This window comes from Candidatus Sodalis pierantonius str. SOPE (genome assembly GCF_000517405.1).
In the GTDB taxonomy this organism is placed as follows: Bacteria; Pseudomonadota; Gammaproteobacteria; order Enterobacterales; family Enterobacteriaceae; genus Sodalis_C; species Sodalis_C pierantonii.
The window spans coordinates 4,388,251-4,403,497 of the sequence record NZ_CP006568.1 but is presented as its reverse complement, the minus strand read 5'-3'; the positions used below and the strand labels follow the sequence as shown (position 1 = coordinate 4,403,497).

Below are 15,247 nucleotides of genomic sequence, written 5' to 3'. Positions count from 1 at the left end.
CGAACACGTGAACGAATATCACTGGAATGGGTGATCGGAAAATATCGGAATAACTGATCGGATGTGACCCTGTACACGATTCTGTGTAAATGCCTTTTCTCAGAAGTGACCGTCCAGGCGGTCACCGAACTCGATAATAAAGCGGCTCATTGCCATGCGCCAGTCCCTCAAAGGCATTGTCCATTTCTGTGAGGCTGCCTGTATCGCCAGCCACACCACCTTTTTCACTGCGTCGTCGGTCGGGAACACCTTGCGCTTTTTGATGGCATGCCGGATCACGCTGTTTAACGACTCGATGGCGTTGGTCGTGTAGATCACCTTGCGGATGTCCGTTGGGTAGGCAAAGAACGTGGCCAGATTGGCCCAGTTTGCCTGCCAGCTTCGACTTATTTGTGGGTAGCGGATGTCCCAGGCACTGAAGAACGCTTCCAGCGCCTGCAAGCCGGCTTCTTCCGTAGGGGCCTGATAGATAGCTTTCAGGTCGCGGGTGACGGCCTTGTAGTCCTTCCAGGAGACGAACCGCAGGCTGTTGCGCACCATATGCACGATACACAGCTGGAGCCGCGCCTCCGGATACACCGCGTTAATAGCGTCAGGGAAACCTTTCAGCCCGTCTACGCAGGCGATAAGGATATCGTTCAGGCCGCGGTTTTTCAGCTCTGTCAGCACGTTCAGCCAGAACTTTGCGCCTTCATTTTCGGCCAGCCACATACCTAGCAACTCTTTCTGGCCTTCGATGTTGATGCCCAGCGCCAGGAACACAGATTTGTTGATGATGCGGCTGTCCTGCCGGACTTTTAGAACGATACAGTCAAGATAAACAATGGGATAGACTGCATCCAGAGGCCGGTTTTGCCATTCAACAACCTGCTCCATGACCGCATCGGTGACCTTTGAGACCAGCGCCGGCGAGACATCGGCGTCATACAGCTCTTTGAACGCGGTGGCGATCTCGCGGGTGGTCATCCCTTTGGCGTACAACGATAAAATCTGGTTATCCATCCCGGTAATCCGGGTCTGGTTCTTCTTCACCAGTTGCGGTTCAAAGGAACCGTCACGATCGCGCGGAGTACGCAGCGCCAGCGGGCCATCGCCAGTGGTAACGGTTTTTGTGGAATAGCCGTTGCGGGCGTTGGTCCCCGGTTTAGGCTGATTTTTATCGTAGCCGAGGTGATGGGTCGTTTCGGCATTGAGAGCTGCTTCGACGCTGATTTTTTTCAGCAGCCGATCGAAGTGACTGAGATCTTCAGGGGTTTTGAGATTTTTGGCCAGTTCGTTAGCCAGAGCCTGCAACTGTTTTTCGTCCATAAATTAACCTGTTTTTGATGTTGGATTGAACATATCAAAATCAGGCAAATACACAAATTTCTAAACAGGCTCCTGACAGGCAGGGACGCGCTTTGCAACTGACCGACGACCGCGGTGTAGAAAGCCTTGCCAGTTATCTGCGCAGCCTGAGAGATCACCAGCTTGATGAGATAAAAACGCTGTCTATGGACATGAACATGACCTATATCAGTGCAGCCCGCATCCATCTCCCCAATGCCGTCGATAAAATCGCTTTCGATCATTTCCATGTGGCAAAAATGTTGTGCGCCGTCGTTGATAAAACCCGTCAGGCTGAGATGAAACAGATCCCGTCATCAGACAGGAAAGACGCCCACCGCTCACGCTATCTATGGTTTTACAGCAAACAAAATCGCCTCGGGTGCCGGGCAGAGAGGTTAGAAGTTGCCCGGCTGGTGTTACCCCAAACGAGCCAGTGCTGGGTAATGAAAGAGCTTGCTCGCGATCTGTGGCACCGCCGCTATGACAATCATAGCCGTAAGCTGTGGCAGGAATGGATGGCGATGGCTAAAGACACCGGCATACCGCTCATGGCCAGCATTGCCCGCATGGTGGCAAAACGCCTTTACGGCATTCTGAATGCAATGAAAAACCGGGTATCAAATGGGAATGCGGAGTCCCTGAACAGCAAAATACGGCTGCTCAGGATCAAGTCACGGGGCTTCAGGAACAAAGAACGTTTCAAGCTGGGCGTAATGTTCCACTATGGGAAACTAAATATGAATTTTTGAGCAATCATTTAAGGGAGTTATAAAATTTTTTTTGTTGGTGATGTTGTATTCGCTCGTCATTCTCCTTTTCTTTTTCCTTTTGCCACATATTGCTGCATCCCGGATCGCTAGGGGTAAGACAATATTGAGTTTTATCAACTTGAGACTCACTTTTCTCCCAAGATAATTTTGGCGTTACCTCTGGTGACAGTGAATAGTCTTTCTTATCAGTGTTATACATCATATTTGGTGAGGCCGATGCTGCAACACCATGAAGCAGTAAGATAAATGGGGCATATGCATATTTTTTTAAGCATGACATGAACGTTATTCCTTTAAACGTAAATACGTTTGACATCCATATAGAAGTCCAAGTTCCAGCCAAAAGAATAAGTAAAGTAAAAATGCAGAACTGTCGATTGAGCCACCACAACAGGGGAAGACCCCTATTACCCCAGCGGCGGTGCAGCAGGCGCTGGCGGCCGCGGATCCGGTAGCTACGGTGCCGGATAAACCGCGCAACAGCTGGTGGCATTACCGCCTGAAAGGGTCGCAACTGCTGGCGCACGGGCCGGATGCGGCGGCGAAATCGCCGGTGGATGCCGAGCAGGTGCAACATTTCTATCAACGCTGGTATACCCCCGACGCCATGACGCTGTATGTGGTGGGTAACGTTGATGGTCGCGCCCTCAACGAACAGATTGTCAAAACCTTCTCCGCGCTGCAGGGCAAACGCGATACGCCGGCTACCGTGCCGACAATGTCGCCGCTGCCTCATCAGCCCGTCAGTCTGTTCAGCGACGAAGGCGATTACGACAGTCTTAAACTCGTTTGGGACAATCCGTGGCAGCCTATCCGCGATTCACAGTCATTGAATCGTTATTGGTGCGGGGATTTAGCGCGCGAGGCGCTGCATATGCATTTGCAGCAGGCGCTAAAGGAAAGTGACCTGAAGCAAACCAATCTGCGCTTTGACTGCAATGTGAATTATCTGCGCGCGCAGTGCGCGATTCACATTGATACACAGGCGGACAATTTGACGCCGTCGCTGACCTTCGTCGCCCATGAGCTGGCCAACGTGCGCAACAATGGCCTGAATCAATCGGAGTTTTACGCGCTGATGGCGCGTAAAACCGCTGAGCTGAGTACCTTGTTCGCCACTTACGCCCGTACCAGCAATGAGCCAGCGTCTGCGCTCACAGCAAAACGAGGTGGTGGATATCGCGCCGGAACAGTATCAGAAGCTGCGCCGCGCGTTTCTCGGGGGGCTGTCGCTACAGATGCTTAATCAGGAATTGCGCGCTCAGCTGGCGAAAACGCCACGCTGGTGCTGATGCAGCCAAACGGCGAGCCGGAGGTGAACATGAAGGCGCTGCAGGAGAGTTACGAGCATATTATGGACCCCGGCCCGCTGCCAGCGACGATAGACGAGAGCAAGCCGGAAGTGACCGATATTCCGCCGGCTTCCTGACGCCGGCAGGAACGAATAATGCCGTGTCGCGCTCCAGATCCGGCGGAGCAGAAGTCCTACCGGGCCGTTATTCGGCGCATCAGTGATGCGCCCCGCGTCTGCGGTGTATTAGCCCTGACGGGCCATCCTTCGGCGCACCAGGCTATCCGTAAACCGTTAGCCCGCGCGGGCCGGCATTACGTCGCGTGGGATAATGGCGCCGCGGTACTGGATAACCGTACTGGCGGTACGATGCCCGCTCTCGGCTGCGGCGCCGCCGCTGCCGCCAGATAGCCGGCGCTGAAAGAGTCGCCGGCGGCGGTAGTGTCGACCACCTTCTCTTTCGGCAATTTCACCGCGGGCACTTCCTGTAACTCCCTACTGGCTTCCGACACCAGGCAGGCATCGGCGCCGCGTTTGATGACAATTTCACCAACACCCAGCGCGCGGGTGCGATCCAGTACCGCGTCTACCGGTTGTTTTCCCCACAGCATATCCTCGTCGTCCAAGGTCAGGAAGGCGATATCGGTATAGGCGAGGATGTCGCGATAGGCCGCCTGGGTCTCTTCCCGGCTTTGCCACAGGCGCGGGCGGTAATTGTTGTCAAAAATGACTTTGCCGCCGTTGGCGCGGCAGGCCCGCAGCAAAGCCAGCAGCCGCTCGCGGCTCTGCGGCGATAGGATGGCGATACTAATACCGCTCAGATAGAGATAATCAAAGCCCGCCAGCGTTTGGCAAATCTGATCCGATGACGCGCTTTCCAGCCAATAACGGGCGGCCGCCTCGTTGCGCCAGTAATAGAAGATTCGCGCGCCGTGGGCATCGGTTTCAATGTAATACAGGCCGGGCAGCCGGTTTTCCAAGCGCTGGATGAGGGAGGTATCCACCCCTTCTTGTTGCCAGGATTGCAGCATGTCGTCACTGAAGCTGTCGGTGCCCAGCGCGGTAATGTAATGCACCTTGAGCTGGGCCGCAGGAACCAGACGCGAGAGATACACAGAGGTATTTAAGGTATCGCCGCCGAATCCGCGCTTAACGTCGCTGCCCTTTTGCGACAATTCGATCATGCATTCGCCGATAACGGCGATGTTTTTGGTTGTCATTGCTTGGTTGCCCGCCATTGAAAAAGAGAAAGCTGATATAGGCACCTAGTCTCAACAGAATGGCCGATGCAGTCAATAGCCGCTGAAACGTTGTTTTACTTTATCATGACCTGGATCGTAACTGCGGCCATTTTCCCGGCGATTGTCCATCAGGTGGGTGAGACGGCGTCTTAGCGCAATCGCCTAATGAACGCGAGATCCCCGCCGGCGCCGTTGCGTTTTCTGCCGCGCGCTTCACCCGGCGGGCCCGTTTTATCGCGCGCGAGCGCATCTTCAGCCTCAGCGGCGCCATGGCCAGCCCAAAACACCGCGCCGTTGCCGCTCCGGTGTAACCCACTGGCGACACGTTACTTTTGTGCGCGCAATACCGCCCCTTCCCGCCGCTGAGTCTGGCAGGCGTGTAATCCTCAACTATGATTAATGCATCGGGGAAGCTTAACGAGGATATCGACATTCATGACACGGACCAAGAAAGTGATAGGTGGGATCGTGCTGTTTCTGCTGCTGCTCATCGTGGCGATCGTGATTTTTATCGCCACTTTTGACTGGAACCGCCTCAAACCGACCATCAATGAAAAAGTCTCCACTGAACTTCAGCGCCCCTTTGCGATTAATGGCGACTTGGGAGTGCAATGGTCCCGGCATCGCGAAGAGCGCGGCTGGCGCAGTTGGGTGCCGTGGCCGCATATTCATGCGGAAGATATCTCGCTGGGCAACCCCCAGGACGTACCGGGCGACTACACCGCCCGGCTGAAACGTATTGAAGCCAGTATCGCCACTTTAGCACTGCTGCACCGCGAAGTGTATCTGCCGCGAATCACGCTGGTTAGCCCGGACGCGTCGTTAAAACGATTGGCGAACGGTAAGAATAACAGGACCTTTAATCTGGCCAACAGCGACGATAAAGATAGCCAAAAACCCGTTTCGCCGTGGTCCTTCCAGGTGGATGATATCGTTTTCGATCGGGGTAAGATCGATTATCAAAACGCCATCGCCAAGGCGGATATCCATTTGACGGTAAACCCGCTCGGTAAACCGGTGGCCTTCGCCGAACTGACCGGCAGCGGCGACGATAAACAGGCGGCGGCGAAAACTGCCGACAATTACATTTTCGGCTGGAAAGCGGAGGGAACCTACAACAATGAACCCCTTAGCGGCTCGGGCAAAATTGGCGGCATGCTGGCGCTCCGTTCCCGCTACAGGCGGACGTACGATCGGGGAGAACCCGCGTAGCGTTTACCGGTACGCTGGAGGATCCGCTCAATTTCGGCGGTCTGGATTTGCGCCTGCGGCTCGCCGGAGAGAATCTCGGAGATCTGCAAGGCTTGACGGGGGTGGTACTGCCGGATTCACCGCCCTATAACACCGACGGCCATCTGGTTGCTTCCTTCAAAGGCAAAAACGCGGGTCGGTATCGTTATGAGAAGTTCAACGGCAAAATTGGCCAGAGCGATATCCACGGCACGCTGGAATACCGCCAGGGCAAACCGCGGCCGTCGTTAACCGGCGAACTGGTGTCCAATCGGCTGCGCTTTGCCGATTTGGGGCCGCTCATCGGCGCTGATTCCGGTACCGCATCCGGCAAACAGGCGGCCAAAACCAAGTCGATACAGCCGTCTGATAAGGTGCTGCCGTATGATAAATTCGATACCGCCAACTGGTCCAAGATGGATGCGGACGTCAAGTTTACCGGTAAGGATATCGAGCATGGCGATGCGCTGCCGTTAAGCGATCTCTATACCCATCTGAAGTTGGATAATGGCGAACTGTTGCTCGATCCGCTGCGCTTCGGCATGGCGCGCGGGACGCTTAACTCCACCATTCGCCTTGAAGGGCAGCGTACGCCGATGCGCGGCCGCGCGGATCTTCATGCTCGCGGCCTGCAATTGAAGGCGCTATTTCCAAACGTCGAGGCGATGCGCAGCAGTATGGGCCAGCTCAATGGCGATGCGCAATTCAACGGCACCGGTAACTCCGTGGCGGCGCTGTTGGGCAGCAGCAACGGCAATCTGCGCCTGCTGATGAACGATGGCATTATCAGCCGCAATTTAATGGAAATCGCCGGTCTTAATGTCGGCAATTACGTGGTCGGCAAGCTGTTTGGCGACGATCAGGTGAAAATCAACTGCGCCGCGGCGGACGTCAATGTGAATGACGGCCTGGCGCAGCCGCGGCTGTTCCTGTTTGACACTGAAAATGCGGTGATACATGTCGATGGTACCACCAATTTTGGCACCGAACGACTGGATTTGTCGATCAATCCCGACAGTAAAGGCGCGCGCATCGTTACGCTGCGATCGCCGCTGTACGTGCGCGGCACGTTTAAAAATCCTTCCGCCGGTGTGAAACCGGGGCCGCTTATCGCCCGCGGCGCTTCTGGCACTTATTTCACCGAGCGGCGGCGATGATAATCAGTGCGGGCCATGAATATCAAAAAGTAACCGATGACCGGCGGCGGGGGCAATACCGCCGCCGGATCGGTCAATGACCCTTGAGAATGATGCAGCTATGGTCCTGGATCTCTTCAATTGAGCCGGTATTTCGGTGCAGTAAGCTGCGCTGGCTGGCCAGAAGTACCAGCGAGCCATCGGGCAACGGCGTCAGCGCCATACCGAATTCCCCCATTTCCTCCGACGCCTCCGGCACTTCGCGCGCCAGCCGCAAAAACGGGCTTTGCGCCGCCAGCCCCGCCGCGGAAATGCGCTTGGCCAGATATTCATGGCCAAGCACCGGCTGCGCCAGCGGCTGCCAATCGGTGCTGATGCTGGCGGCATCGTTATCCAGCCGTTCGCGAATATCGGGCCGCAGGCAGGAGATATGAATATGCAGCTGATTTTGCGTCCGCCCGTAGGCGGAATTGATCGCCAGCGACAGAAAACGATCGCCGATCGCCTGACCACGCCTGTCGGATAAAAAATGTCTGGCCTGCCAGGCAAGATAAAAGAAATTGGGCGTCGAGGTGGACAACAAGCACGGGCTTTCGATACCGCTGATTTTTTCGGTGGGCATCAGTAAGAACTGCAGCGGCCCCACCAAATCCTTAAGCACCACACATAGCCGGCGGCGGTATTCACTTCGCTGCACGGCGAAGGATCCCCGCGCTGCAATTGGTGCGGCACGCACTCTTCGCTCACTATCCGCCACAGCGCGTCGGGATGTTTTGGCGAGGAGGTATCGTAATATTGCCAGGCGCCGAGCGCCGCAACCAGAATAACAATCACCAGCAGCAGCGCATATTTGATCTGTTGCCACGTCATGGGTCACCCTCTTAGTGTTCTCTACGCCGCATTAAAAAACGGGCCGCATCCGCTGGGATGACAGCCCGTCATTACCGTTATTTTACCGGCAGGCCGCTTAGCCGCGCAATTTACAGCGCCCAGTGCCGTGTTTCATGCGCCGCCAGCAGCGCCAGTAATGTCAGGCAGGCCATCGTCGCCAGGTAGATACCCACGTAGAATAACCCGTAATTGGCGGTGAGCCAGGCGGCAATATACGGGGCGACCGATGCGCCGATGATTGAGGCCACATTATAGGAAAAAGAGGCGCCGGTATAGCGAACTTCGGTAGGGAATAACTCCGGCAATAGCGCGCCCATGGGGCCGAACGTGAGGCCCATCACCATAAATCCTATCAACAAAAACACCATGACTACCCAGATATTGCCGGAACCCAAGAGCGACGGGAACACCAGCGCAACGGCCATAATCAATACCGTAATGGTTATCATGGTGTGCCGGCGGCCGAATTTATCCGCCAATTGACCGGCGACGGGAAACCATCAGGCCGAAACCGATGACGCCAATCATCAGCATCAACAGAAAGTCGTTGCGCGAGAAACCCAGACCGCACGGCAGGGGAGCCGTTCCATGGGTCATGGAAAACACCGTCATGATATAGAACAGGTGTAGGTGGCGACCATGATAAACGTAGCGATAACGGTTACTTTCAGATGCTGTTTCAGCAGGGTGCCGATGGGCATGCGCACCTGCGCCTTGGCGATTTTGACGAAAACCGGCGTTTCGTGCAGCGAGACGCGCACATAAAGCCCAATCAGTACCAATACGGCCGACAGCAGGAACGGCACACGCCAGCCCCAGCTCATGAACTGTTCATCGGTCAGCAGCCAGAAAAGCAGTAGGAACATGCCGTTGGCGAAAAAGAAACCAATAGGGGCGCCCAACTGCGGGAAGGAGCCATACAGCGCGTGTTTTCCGTCGCCAGCAGCGCCGCGCCGCCCCATTCGCCTCCCAGGCCAAGACCCTGGCCGAAACGGGCCAGCGCCAGCAGCAGCGGGGCCAGCACGCCAATGGTTTCATACCCCGGCAGGAGACCGATCACCACCGTGGAGATGCCCATGGTGAGCAGTGAGGCCACCAGAGTGACTTTGCGGCCGGCGCGATCGCCAAAATGGCCGAACAGCGCCGAGCCAATCGGCCGGGCGATAAACGCGATGGCGAAGGTGGCCAGCGATTGTAGCGTCGCGGCGGTCGCGTAGATATAGAAATCGAAGAATTCGATGGCGGTGCCGATCAACGAAGCAACAATCACTTTGCCCCGCGAATTGACGGGGGGCGCTGCTGCGTCGGAATCCAGAGTCGGTGCTGCTGAGACTTGCATAATTGTTTCTTATTTGGTCAACTACGGAAAGATAGGCATCTTAGACAGAGAAATAAGGCATTTCAATGGCTGAATTTTGACCAAATAGTCATTTCCGGCGGCCAGTAGCAGATTATCTTTCGCCCTGCTGTTCTGACAGGGAAAACCACGTAGGAAAGCGTTTGCAACAGAGTTAATTTCTGTAAAAACCCGCAAGAAAAGTTATCAACCAGATATAAATGCTGGTTTATGGTTGTTAAAATGTAAAAGTTGGTGTAATGAGCTGCTTATTGTGCGTAAAAGCAGCGCATTATATTGTTATGGTCGTGAATGTCGACATATTCGCTATGGTCCGGGCGGCTCGACGGCCCCTATTCTTGACCACAAGAACTCGGTTTGGCCCGCATGCGGGGTGATTTCGACGCGCCGGGCCTTCTTTCCCTCGGCGGCGAACGTCCTAAACTCCAGCGGCACCCCTCAGCCGGCCGGAAGGCATATTCCCGCCAGCAGCGAGCCGCGGAATGACCCAGAATATCCACAGAAATAACAGGAAATTAGCCAGCATCGAAAGCGTCATGCCCGTCACTACCATCACCGGCCGCAGCCAGGTGACGGTGTCCAGCCCCATCGCCCGAATAATGGCATCCTGTGTTCCGGCGAAAACAGACGTCAGCGACAGCGTGACGATGAGCGCTACCACCAACCCTATCAGTGAAACCAGGTCGCGCAGGTATTTCAGGTAAAATTTCTCCTGCTCCTGGGGATTGCGCTCCCATTCGTCACGCAGCTGGGCGCGGATGGCTTCGCGCAGGTTTCCCATCCAGTTCAGACCCGAATAAAGCGCCACCAGTAAACCGGTTACCCCCACCGTCGTGCGCTGTTGCACGGCGGTTCGGACCGTGTCCTTCAGCGTGCTCGCCAGCGTTTGCTCGCTGATGCTGTCGGCGATTTTATTATTCAAATCGGTGAGGATATCCGGATTGGACGCCAGAAAAAACCGACACCGGCAAACGACACCATCAGTATGGGGATCAGGGAAAGGAACGAAAAATAGGTGATTGCCGCGCCGAATTGGCTGCCCATCCGATCGCTAAACCGTTCCGCGGCGCGAATCATATGCGCCACCACCGGATAAGCGCTGATCTTTTCGATAAGCCGTCCGAAGCGGTGTGCAACCTTATCAATCGACTCATGGCCGGTATGTAGCGTGGTCAGCGGCGTGGTAATTTCCGGTTCACGGGCGGTGGCGGCATGCGGTTTTTTTTCGGCCATAATCCCTCTCAACGTCAGCCCATAAGTTATTGTCGTAGTGAAAATAATTATAGCCAATGATCTCAACTGAGGGGCCGGCATGCCGCCGACGTCTTTCGCGCAAGGCCACTATCCCGGCCGTAGTGTAGGGGGTCGACCCCTTCACGCCACAGCAATCTGGCAGGAAGAGAGGGGGTAAGGCGGAACACGGCCAGCTAGGCTGGCCCGTGCGGGAGCGATAAAAGGTTTAACGCATCGTCACCAGTTCTTCCGCCGCGGTCGGGTGAATCGCTACGGTATTGTCGAAGTCCTGTTTGGTGGCGCCCATTTTAATGGCGACCGCAAAACCCTGTAGTATTTCATCCATGCCGAAACCGATACCGTGCAGGCCCACAATCTTCTCTTGCGGACCGGCACAAACCAGCTTCATTCGACATGGTTGACGATGCTGGGTGACCGCCGTATACATGGAAGTGAAGGAGGTCTTATAGACCTTGACCTCCTTCTCACCATATTTTTCAATGGCTTCCGGCTCGGTCAGGCCAATGGCGCCGATGGGGGGATGGCTGAATGCCACCGTCGGTATGAGCGTATAGTCCAGATGCTCTTCCGGCTTATTGTTAAACAGCCGCTCCGACAGTCGGCGACCGGCGGCAACCGCCACCGGCGTAAGCTCCACCGCGCCGGTATTATCGCCGACGGCGTAAATACCCGGCACGTTGGTATTTTGGTATTTATCCACCTGGATATGGCCCGTGCTGTCGGTTTCGACCCCCGCCGCCGCCAGATTAAGATTATCCGTGGCCGGTTCGCGGCCAATGGCCCATATCAAGGCATCGACGGTGAATTGCTGGTCATTGTGCAGCGTCAGAGTCAGGCTGCCGTCCTGGTTTTTCGTCACCGAGCGCGGCACCGAGCCGGTATGTAACGTCGGCCCTTCCGCCTGCATGACCTCGACCAACGTTTCGACAATCAGCGGATCAAAGGTACGCAGCGGCGCGTGTTTGCGGACAAACAAATGGGTCTGGGCCTCCAGCCCGTTTAGCACACCGGCGATCTCCACCGCGATATAGCCGGCGCCCACCACCGCTACGCGCTCCGGCATGGCGTCCAGCGCGAAAAACATATCGGAATCAATGCCGTATTCCGCCCCGGGGATGGCGACTTTACTGGGACGGCCACCGGTGGCGATTAAAATGTGAGCGGCGGTGATGCGTTCGCCGTTGACCTCCACGGTATGGGCATCGACGAAACGGGCAAAGCCGTGGATGACGTCCACGTGATTATTGCCCAGCACCCGGTCGTAGGATTGATGGATGCGATCGATATAGGCGCTGCGGCTCTCGACCAGGGTACGCCAGTCGAATTTTTCCACAGTCGTGCTAAACCCATAATCGGGGGCATACAACCTCACCGCTTCGGCGATTTGCGCGGCGTGCCACATCACTTTCTTCGGGACACAGCCCACATTGACACAGGTGCCGCCGAGGTATTTGGCTTCAATCAGCGCGCATTTATGGCCGTATTGGGCGGCGCGGTTGATTGACGCAATGCCGCTGCCGCCGCCGCCAATGGTGAGGTAATCGTAATGTCGGGTCATTCGGGCGTTTCCTTCAGCAAAATCGTTGGCACAAGTGTAACGTGCAAACGCGCGTTGTCGCAAAGATTGCATCAATCCCTTTGATAGGCCGCCTTATTTACTCCGGCATCAGCCAGCGCGCAAAAGCGTGACCCTGGCCAGAAGGCACCAGCGTCTGGTGCAGCCACGGCAGCAACGCGTTCATCTGTTGTTCCAGTTTCCAGGGGGGATTGATGACAATCATGCCGCGCCTGTCGCTATCGGGACGGACCGCCAGTTCAATTTGCAGAATACGGCGGATACCGCTTTGCTCCAGCGCCGACAAGGTGCGCTTTACCTGCTGGCGCAGCACCACCGGATACCACAGCGCATAGACGCCGGTCGCGAAACGTTTATAGCCTTCCTGAATCGCGCTGACCCCGTCCTGATAGTCGGTTTTCAACTCATAAGGCGGATCGATCAGCACCACGCCGCGACGGGAGGCCGGCGGCAGTTGGGACTTCAATTGTTGATAACCGTCAGCCCGCAGCACCGAGGCCCGGGGATCTTTGTGAAACTCGCTGCGCAACAGCGGATAGTCACTGACGTGCAGCTCGGTCAAATGTAACTCATCTTCGCCGCGCAGCAGTTGGCGGGCCAGCAGGGGCGAACCAGGATAATAACGCAACTGGCCGGCGCGGTTGAAATGACGGACCACCTCCAGATAAGGGGCCAACAAAGCCGGGGCATCGTCACGTTGCCAGATCCGGGCGATGCCTTCCAGATATTCACCGGTGCGCTCGGCCTGTTCGCTGGAAAGCAAATACCGGCCCGCGCCGGCATGGCTGTCAAGATAAAGGAAGGGCTTTTCCTTCATCGCGCTCAGGATGAGGCTGAGCACGGTATGTTTGAGCACGTCGGCGTGGTTGCCGGCGTGAAAGCTGTGGCGATAGCTGAGCATAGGTTTGATATCTACTTAAGATTGAATGAGTCTTTTATTAATGCCGATGCTGTCGTTCGCTCCTGCCGGCCCCGGTATGTTTCAAGGACCCGCGGCGCACATCACCAAAGAACGAACAGCATCGAAACACCGGGCCAGAGGGACGATTATATCAGGATGAGTGTGAAAGGGGTTAGAAGCTTCCCTACGCCTCGGCGCTTATAGCATGAAGCGCAGAAAGGCGCACCCGCCCTCATCATGATCCCGCGCTGGGCGCGAAGGTTTTCAGCCGTCATCGCCGCGCGGGGCGCAAAAGCGCGCTAATACAGGGCGTGCAGATGCGTGAAAAAGGGAGGTTTGCGAGGGTTAATGGCGGTATTCCCTTATCTTGGAGGGATTATGATAACATTAAACGACACACATTATTGTGAACTCTGATGCCAGAAAGGCGTGCCCGCCTCGCCCCTCGGTGGCTGGGGTGGCAATCGGTCATTTGTCATCAGCTATCAGGCATTAAGCATTTGTCATCAGGCATCAGGCAGCGATGGCCGGGCGCCAGCCCCAAGCGGGAAGCAACGGGATAAAACGGCTTAAGGCTTGCGCGTTACCCTCTTTTTGCGCCAAATGTGAGAATCGCTTGCGACAACGTGACGCCGGTGGCTTGATAGGGGGGAGGCACACGCCCTGGTTACGCCGATCGTTAAATGTCGTGTTCGTTTATTATGGTATTATCTATTTTAATATAAATATCATTACGTCGCGGCTAACTGAGTCGTGTTCAGGAGTTGAAATACTCATTAATGTGTTTCATTATGATCCCGTCGTCGCTTCAAATATCAAATCATTTAATATTCATATTATTTAGTGCATGTGATGCCAGACCGCTTCAGGATACTAGGCGGTATTTAATAATAGGGAGGAGTATAATGCAGGGAGCAGATATTAATAAAAATGACCATGCCTATAATCGGGTGCCGGCAAGTTCCCGGGCGAGTCTGTTAAATGCCACGCTGGTGCGGATGGGGATGATGACGTCCTTATCGCAATTTATGGTTGGCGCAACGTTAGGCCACAGCATGACTTTCGGGCAGGCTATGCTCGCGACGGTACTCGGCAGCCTGATATTGGAAATCGTCAGCCTGGGAATGGGGCTGGTCGGGATGAAAGAGGGATTATGCACCAGCCTGCTGGCCCGCTGGTGCGGGTTCGGGCGCATCGGCTCGGTGATCATTGGCATATTTATTGCCCTAAGCCTAATAGGCTGGTTTGGTGTGCAGAATTCGGTGCTGGCCGATGGATTGCTGCATGCTTCTCAGGGCATGCTCAATTATCCTGCCGCCGCCGTTGTGTCCGGATTGATCATCACGCTGTTAGTTTTATACGGTTTTTCCGCACTCAGTTGGACGGCGAAAATCTCCGTCCCATTATTTTTCTTGGTGGTGCTGTATATCTTATACGATATTGTCAGTGGCCCCGATGTGATTAATTTTTTTGATGGCCAGCCGAATGGCCCGGCGATGTCATTAAGTCAGGGGGCCACCATGGTGGCAGGTGGATGCATTGTCGGCGCGTTAATTTCTCCCGATATCAGCCGCTATTGTAAAAATAAGAACCACGTTTTGTTTATGATTACTTCATCTATTGTTGTTGGTGAGATAATTATAAATTGCATGTCCATCATCGTCGCCCACGCGCTCGGAACGGCGGATGTGGTCACTATCATGTCCCATAGCGCCGGCTGGATTGGTTTAGTTACCGTGATCCTTTCCGCCATCAAAGTGAATGACGTCAACCTGTACTCCGCAAGCCTTGGTCTGGCGACGGCGCTGGACGGACTGAGCCGTCGCAAATGGCGCTACCGCTGGCTGACGCTGCTGTTGGGGCTGACCGGCACGATGCTTTCGGTTCTGGGCATCATTGGTCATTTTATCGACTTTCTCATTTTTCTCGGCGTGCTGTTCCCGCCGATCGCCGGCATCATGCTGGTAGATTATTACGTGCTGCGCACCCACCGCACGCTGCTGGATGCCACGCGCGCGCGCCACACGCTGCCAGATGCGGCGTCGACGCCTGTGATCGGCTGGTCGGGTATCGTGGCCTGGCTGAGTGGCAGTATGGTGGGTTTCGCTTTTCATGTGGGGATCCCGTCGCTGAATTCGCTGTTGGCGGCCGGCCTGTTTTATTGGCTGCTGGCGGAAGTGAAACAGAAATTAGCGACGCGATGTCGGTCTGATGCGTAATCACCGGCGGGTGGGGAGATGCATGAGCGGTGCGGCGGTTGCGGCACTCGCC

The 15,247-nt window shown here is 55.5% G+C and carries 5 protein-coding genes and 7 pseudogenes; 4 read left to right on the top strand and 8 right to left on the bottom strand.

Annotated features, from left to right (window positions below; translation table 11 throughout):
- Positions 1–99: 99 nt before the first annotated feature.
- Positions 100–1,308: an IS256-like element ISSoEn2 family transposase gene (locus tag SOPEG_RS21790; RefSeq protein ID WP_025246930.1), complete on the bottom strand. Its 1,209-nt coding sequence runs from the start codon at positions 1,306–1,308 to the stop codon at positions 100–102.
- A 74-nt stretch (positions 1,309–1,382) separates the two neighbouring features.
- Here SOPEG_RS21790 and SOPEG_RS21785 point away from each other — a divergent pair.
- Positions 1,383–2,078 (top strand): annotated as a pseudogene (locus SOPEG_RS21785) (transposase); the annotation flags it as partial.
- 4 nt (positions 2,079–2,082) lie between these two features.
- Here the strand turns inward: SOPEG_RS21785 and SOPEG_RS28100 are convergent.
- Positions 2,083–2,379, bottom strand: coding sequence for a hypothetical protein (locus SOPEG_RS28100; RefSeq protein ID WP_148297093.1), 297 nt, complete (start codon positions 2,377–2,379; stop codon positions 2,083–2,085).
- Between the two features lie 114 nt (positions 2,380–2,493).
- Here SOPEG_RS28100 and SOPEG_RS21780 point away from each other — a divergent pair.
- A pseudogene (locus SOPEG_RS21780) lies at positions 2,494–3,528 on the top strand (insulinase family protein); the annotation flags it as partial.
- A gap of 156 nt (positions 3,529–3,684) precedes the next feature.
- Here SOPEG_RS21780 and kdgK read toward each other — a convergent pair.
- Positions 3,685–4,610 (bottom strand): annotated as a pseudogene (kdgK, locus tag SOPEG_RS21775) (2-dehydro-3-deoxygluconokinase).
- A 456-nt stretch (positions 4,611–5,066) separates the two neighbouring features.
- On the opposite strand from kdgK, the pseudogene SOPEG_RS21770 reads away from it, so the two are divergent.
- Positions 5,067–7,037, top strand: a pseudogene (locus SOPEG_RS21770) (AsmA family protein).
- A 54-nt stretch (positions 7,038–7,091) separates the two neighbouring features.
- On the opposite strand, the pseudogene SOPEG_RS21765 reads toward SOPEG_RS21770, so the two are convergent.
- The 5 genes and pseudogenes from SOPEG_RS21765 to SOPEG_RS21745 all read right to left on the bottom strand — a co-directional run bounded on the left by SOPEG_RS21765 (position 7,092) and on the right by SOPEG_RS21745 (position 12,976).
- A pseudogene (locus tag SOPEG_RS21765) lies at positions 7,092–7,867 on the bottom strand (CDP-diacylglycerol diphosphatase).
- A gap of 110 nt (positions 7,868–7,977) precedes the next feature.
- Positions 7,978–9,227 (bottom strand): annotated as a pseudogene (locus SOPEG_RS21760) (MFS transporter).
- Positions 9,228–9,720: 493 nt separating this feature from the next.
- Positions 9,721–10,478, bottom strand: a pseudogene (gene yhjD / locus SOPEG_RS26855) (inner membrane protein YhjD); the annotation flags it as partial.
- 226 nt (positions 10,479–10,704) lie between these two features.
- Positions 10,705–12,057 carry a glutathione-disulfide reductase gene (gene gorA, locus SOPEG_RS21750; RefSeq protein ID WP_025246926.1) on the bottom strand — a complete coding sequence of 451 codons (1,353 nt, stop codon included), beginning with the start codon at positions 12,055–12,057 and terminating at the stop codon, positions 10,705–10,707.
- A gap of 97 nt (positions 12,058–12,154) precedes the next feature.
- A complete protein-coding gene (locus SOPEG_RS21745; RefSeq protein ID WP_025246925.1) occupies positions 12,155–12,976 on the bottom strand; it encodes a 23S rRNA (adenine(2030)-N(6))-methyltransferase RlmJ in 822 nt (273 codons plus the stop codon).
- A gap of 905 nt (positions 12,977–13,881) precedes the next feature.
- Here SOPEG_RS21745 and SOPEG_RS21740 point away from each other — a divergent pair.
- Positions 13,882–15,195, top strand: a complete 1,314-nt coding sequence (locus SOPEG_RS21740) for a purine-cytosine permease family protein (protein WP_051419968.1) — start codon at positions 13,882–13,884, stop codon at positions 15,193–15,195.
- Positions 15,196–15,247 lie beyond the last annotated feature (52 nt).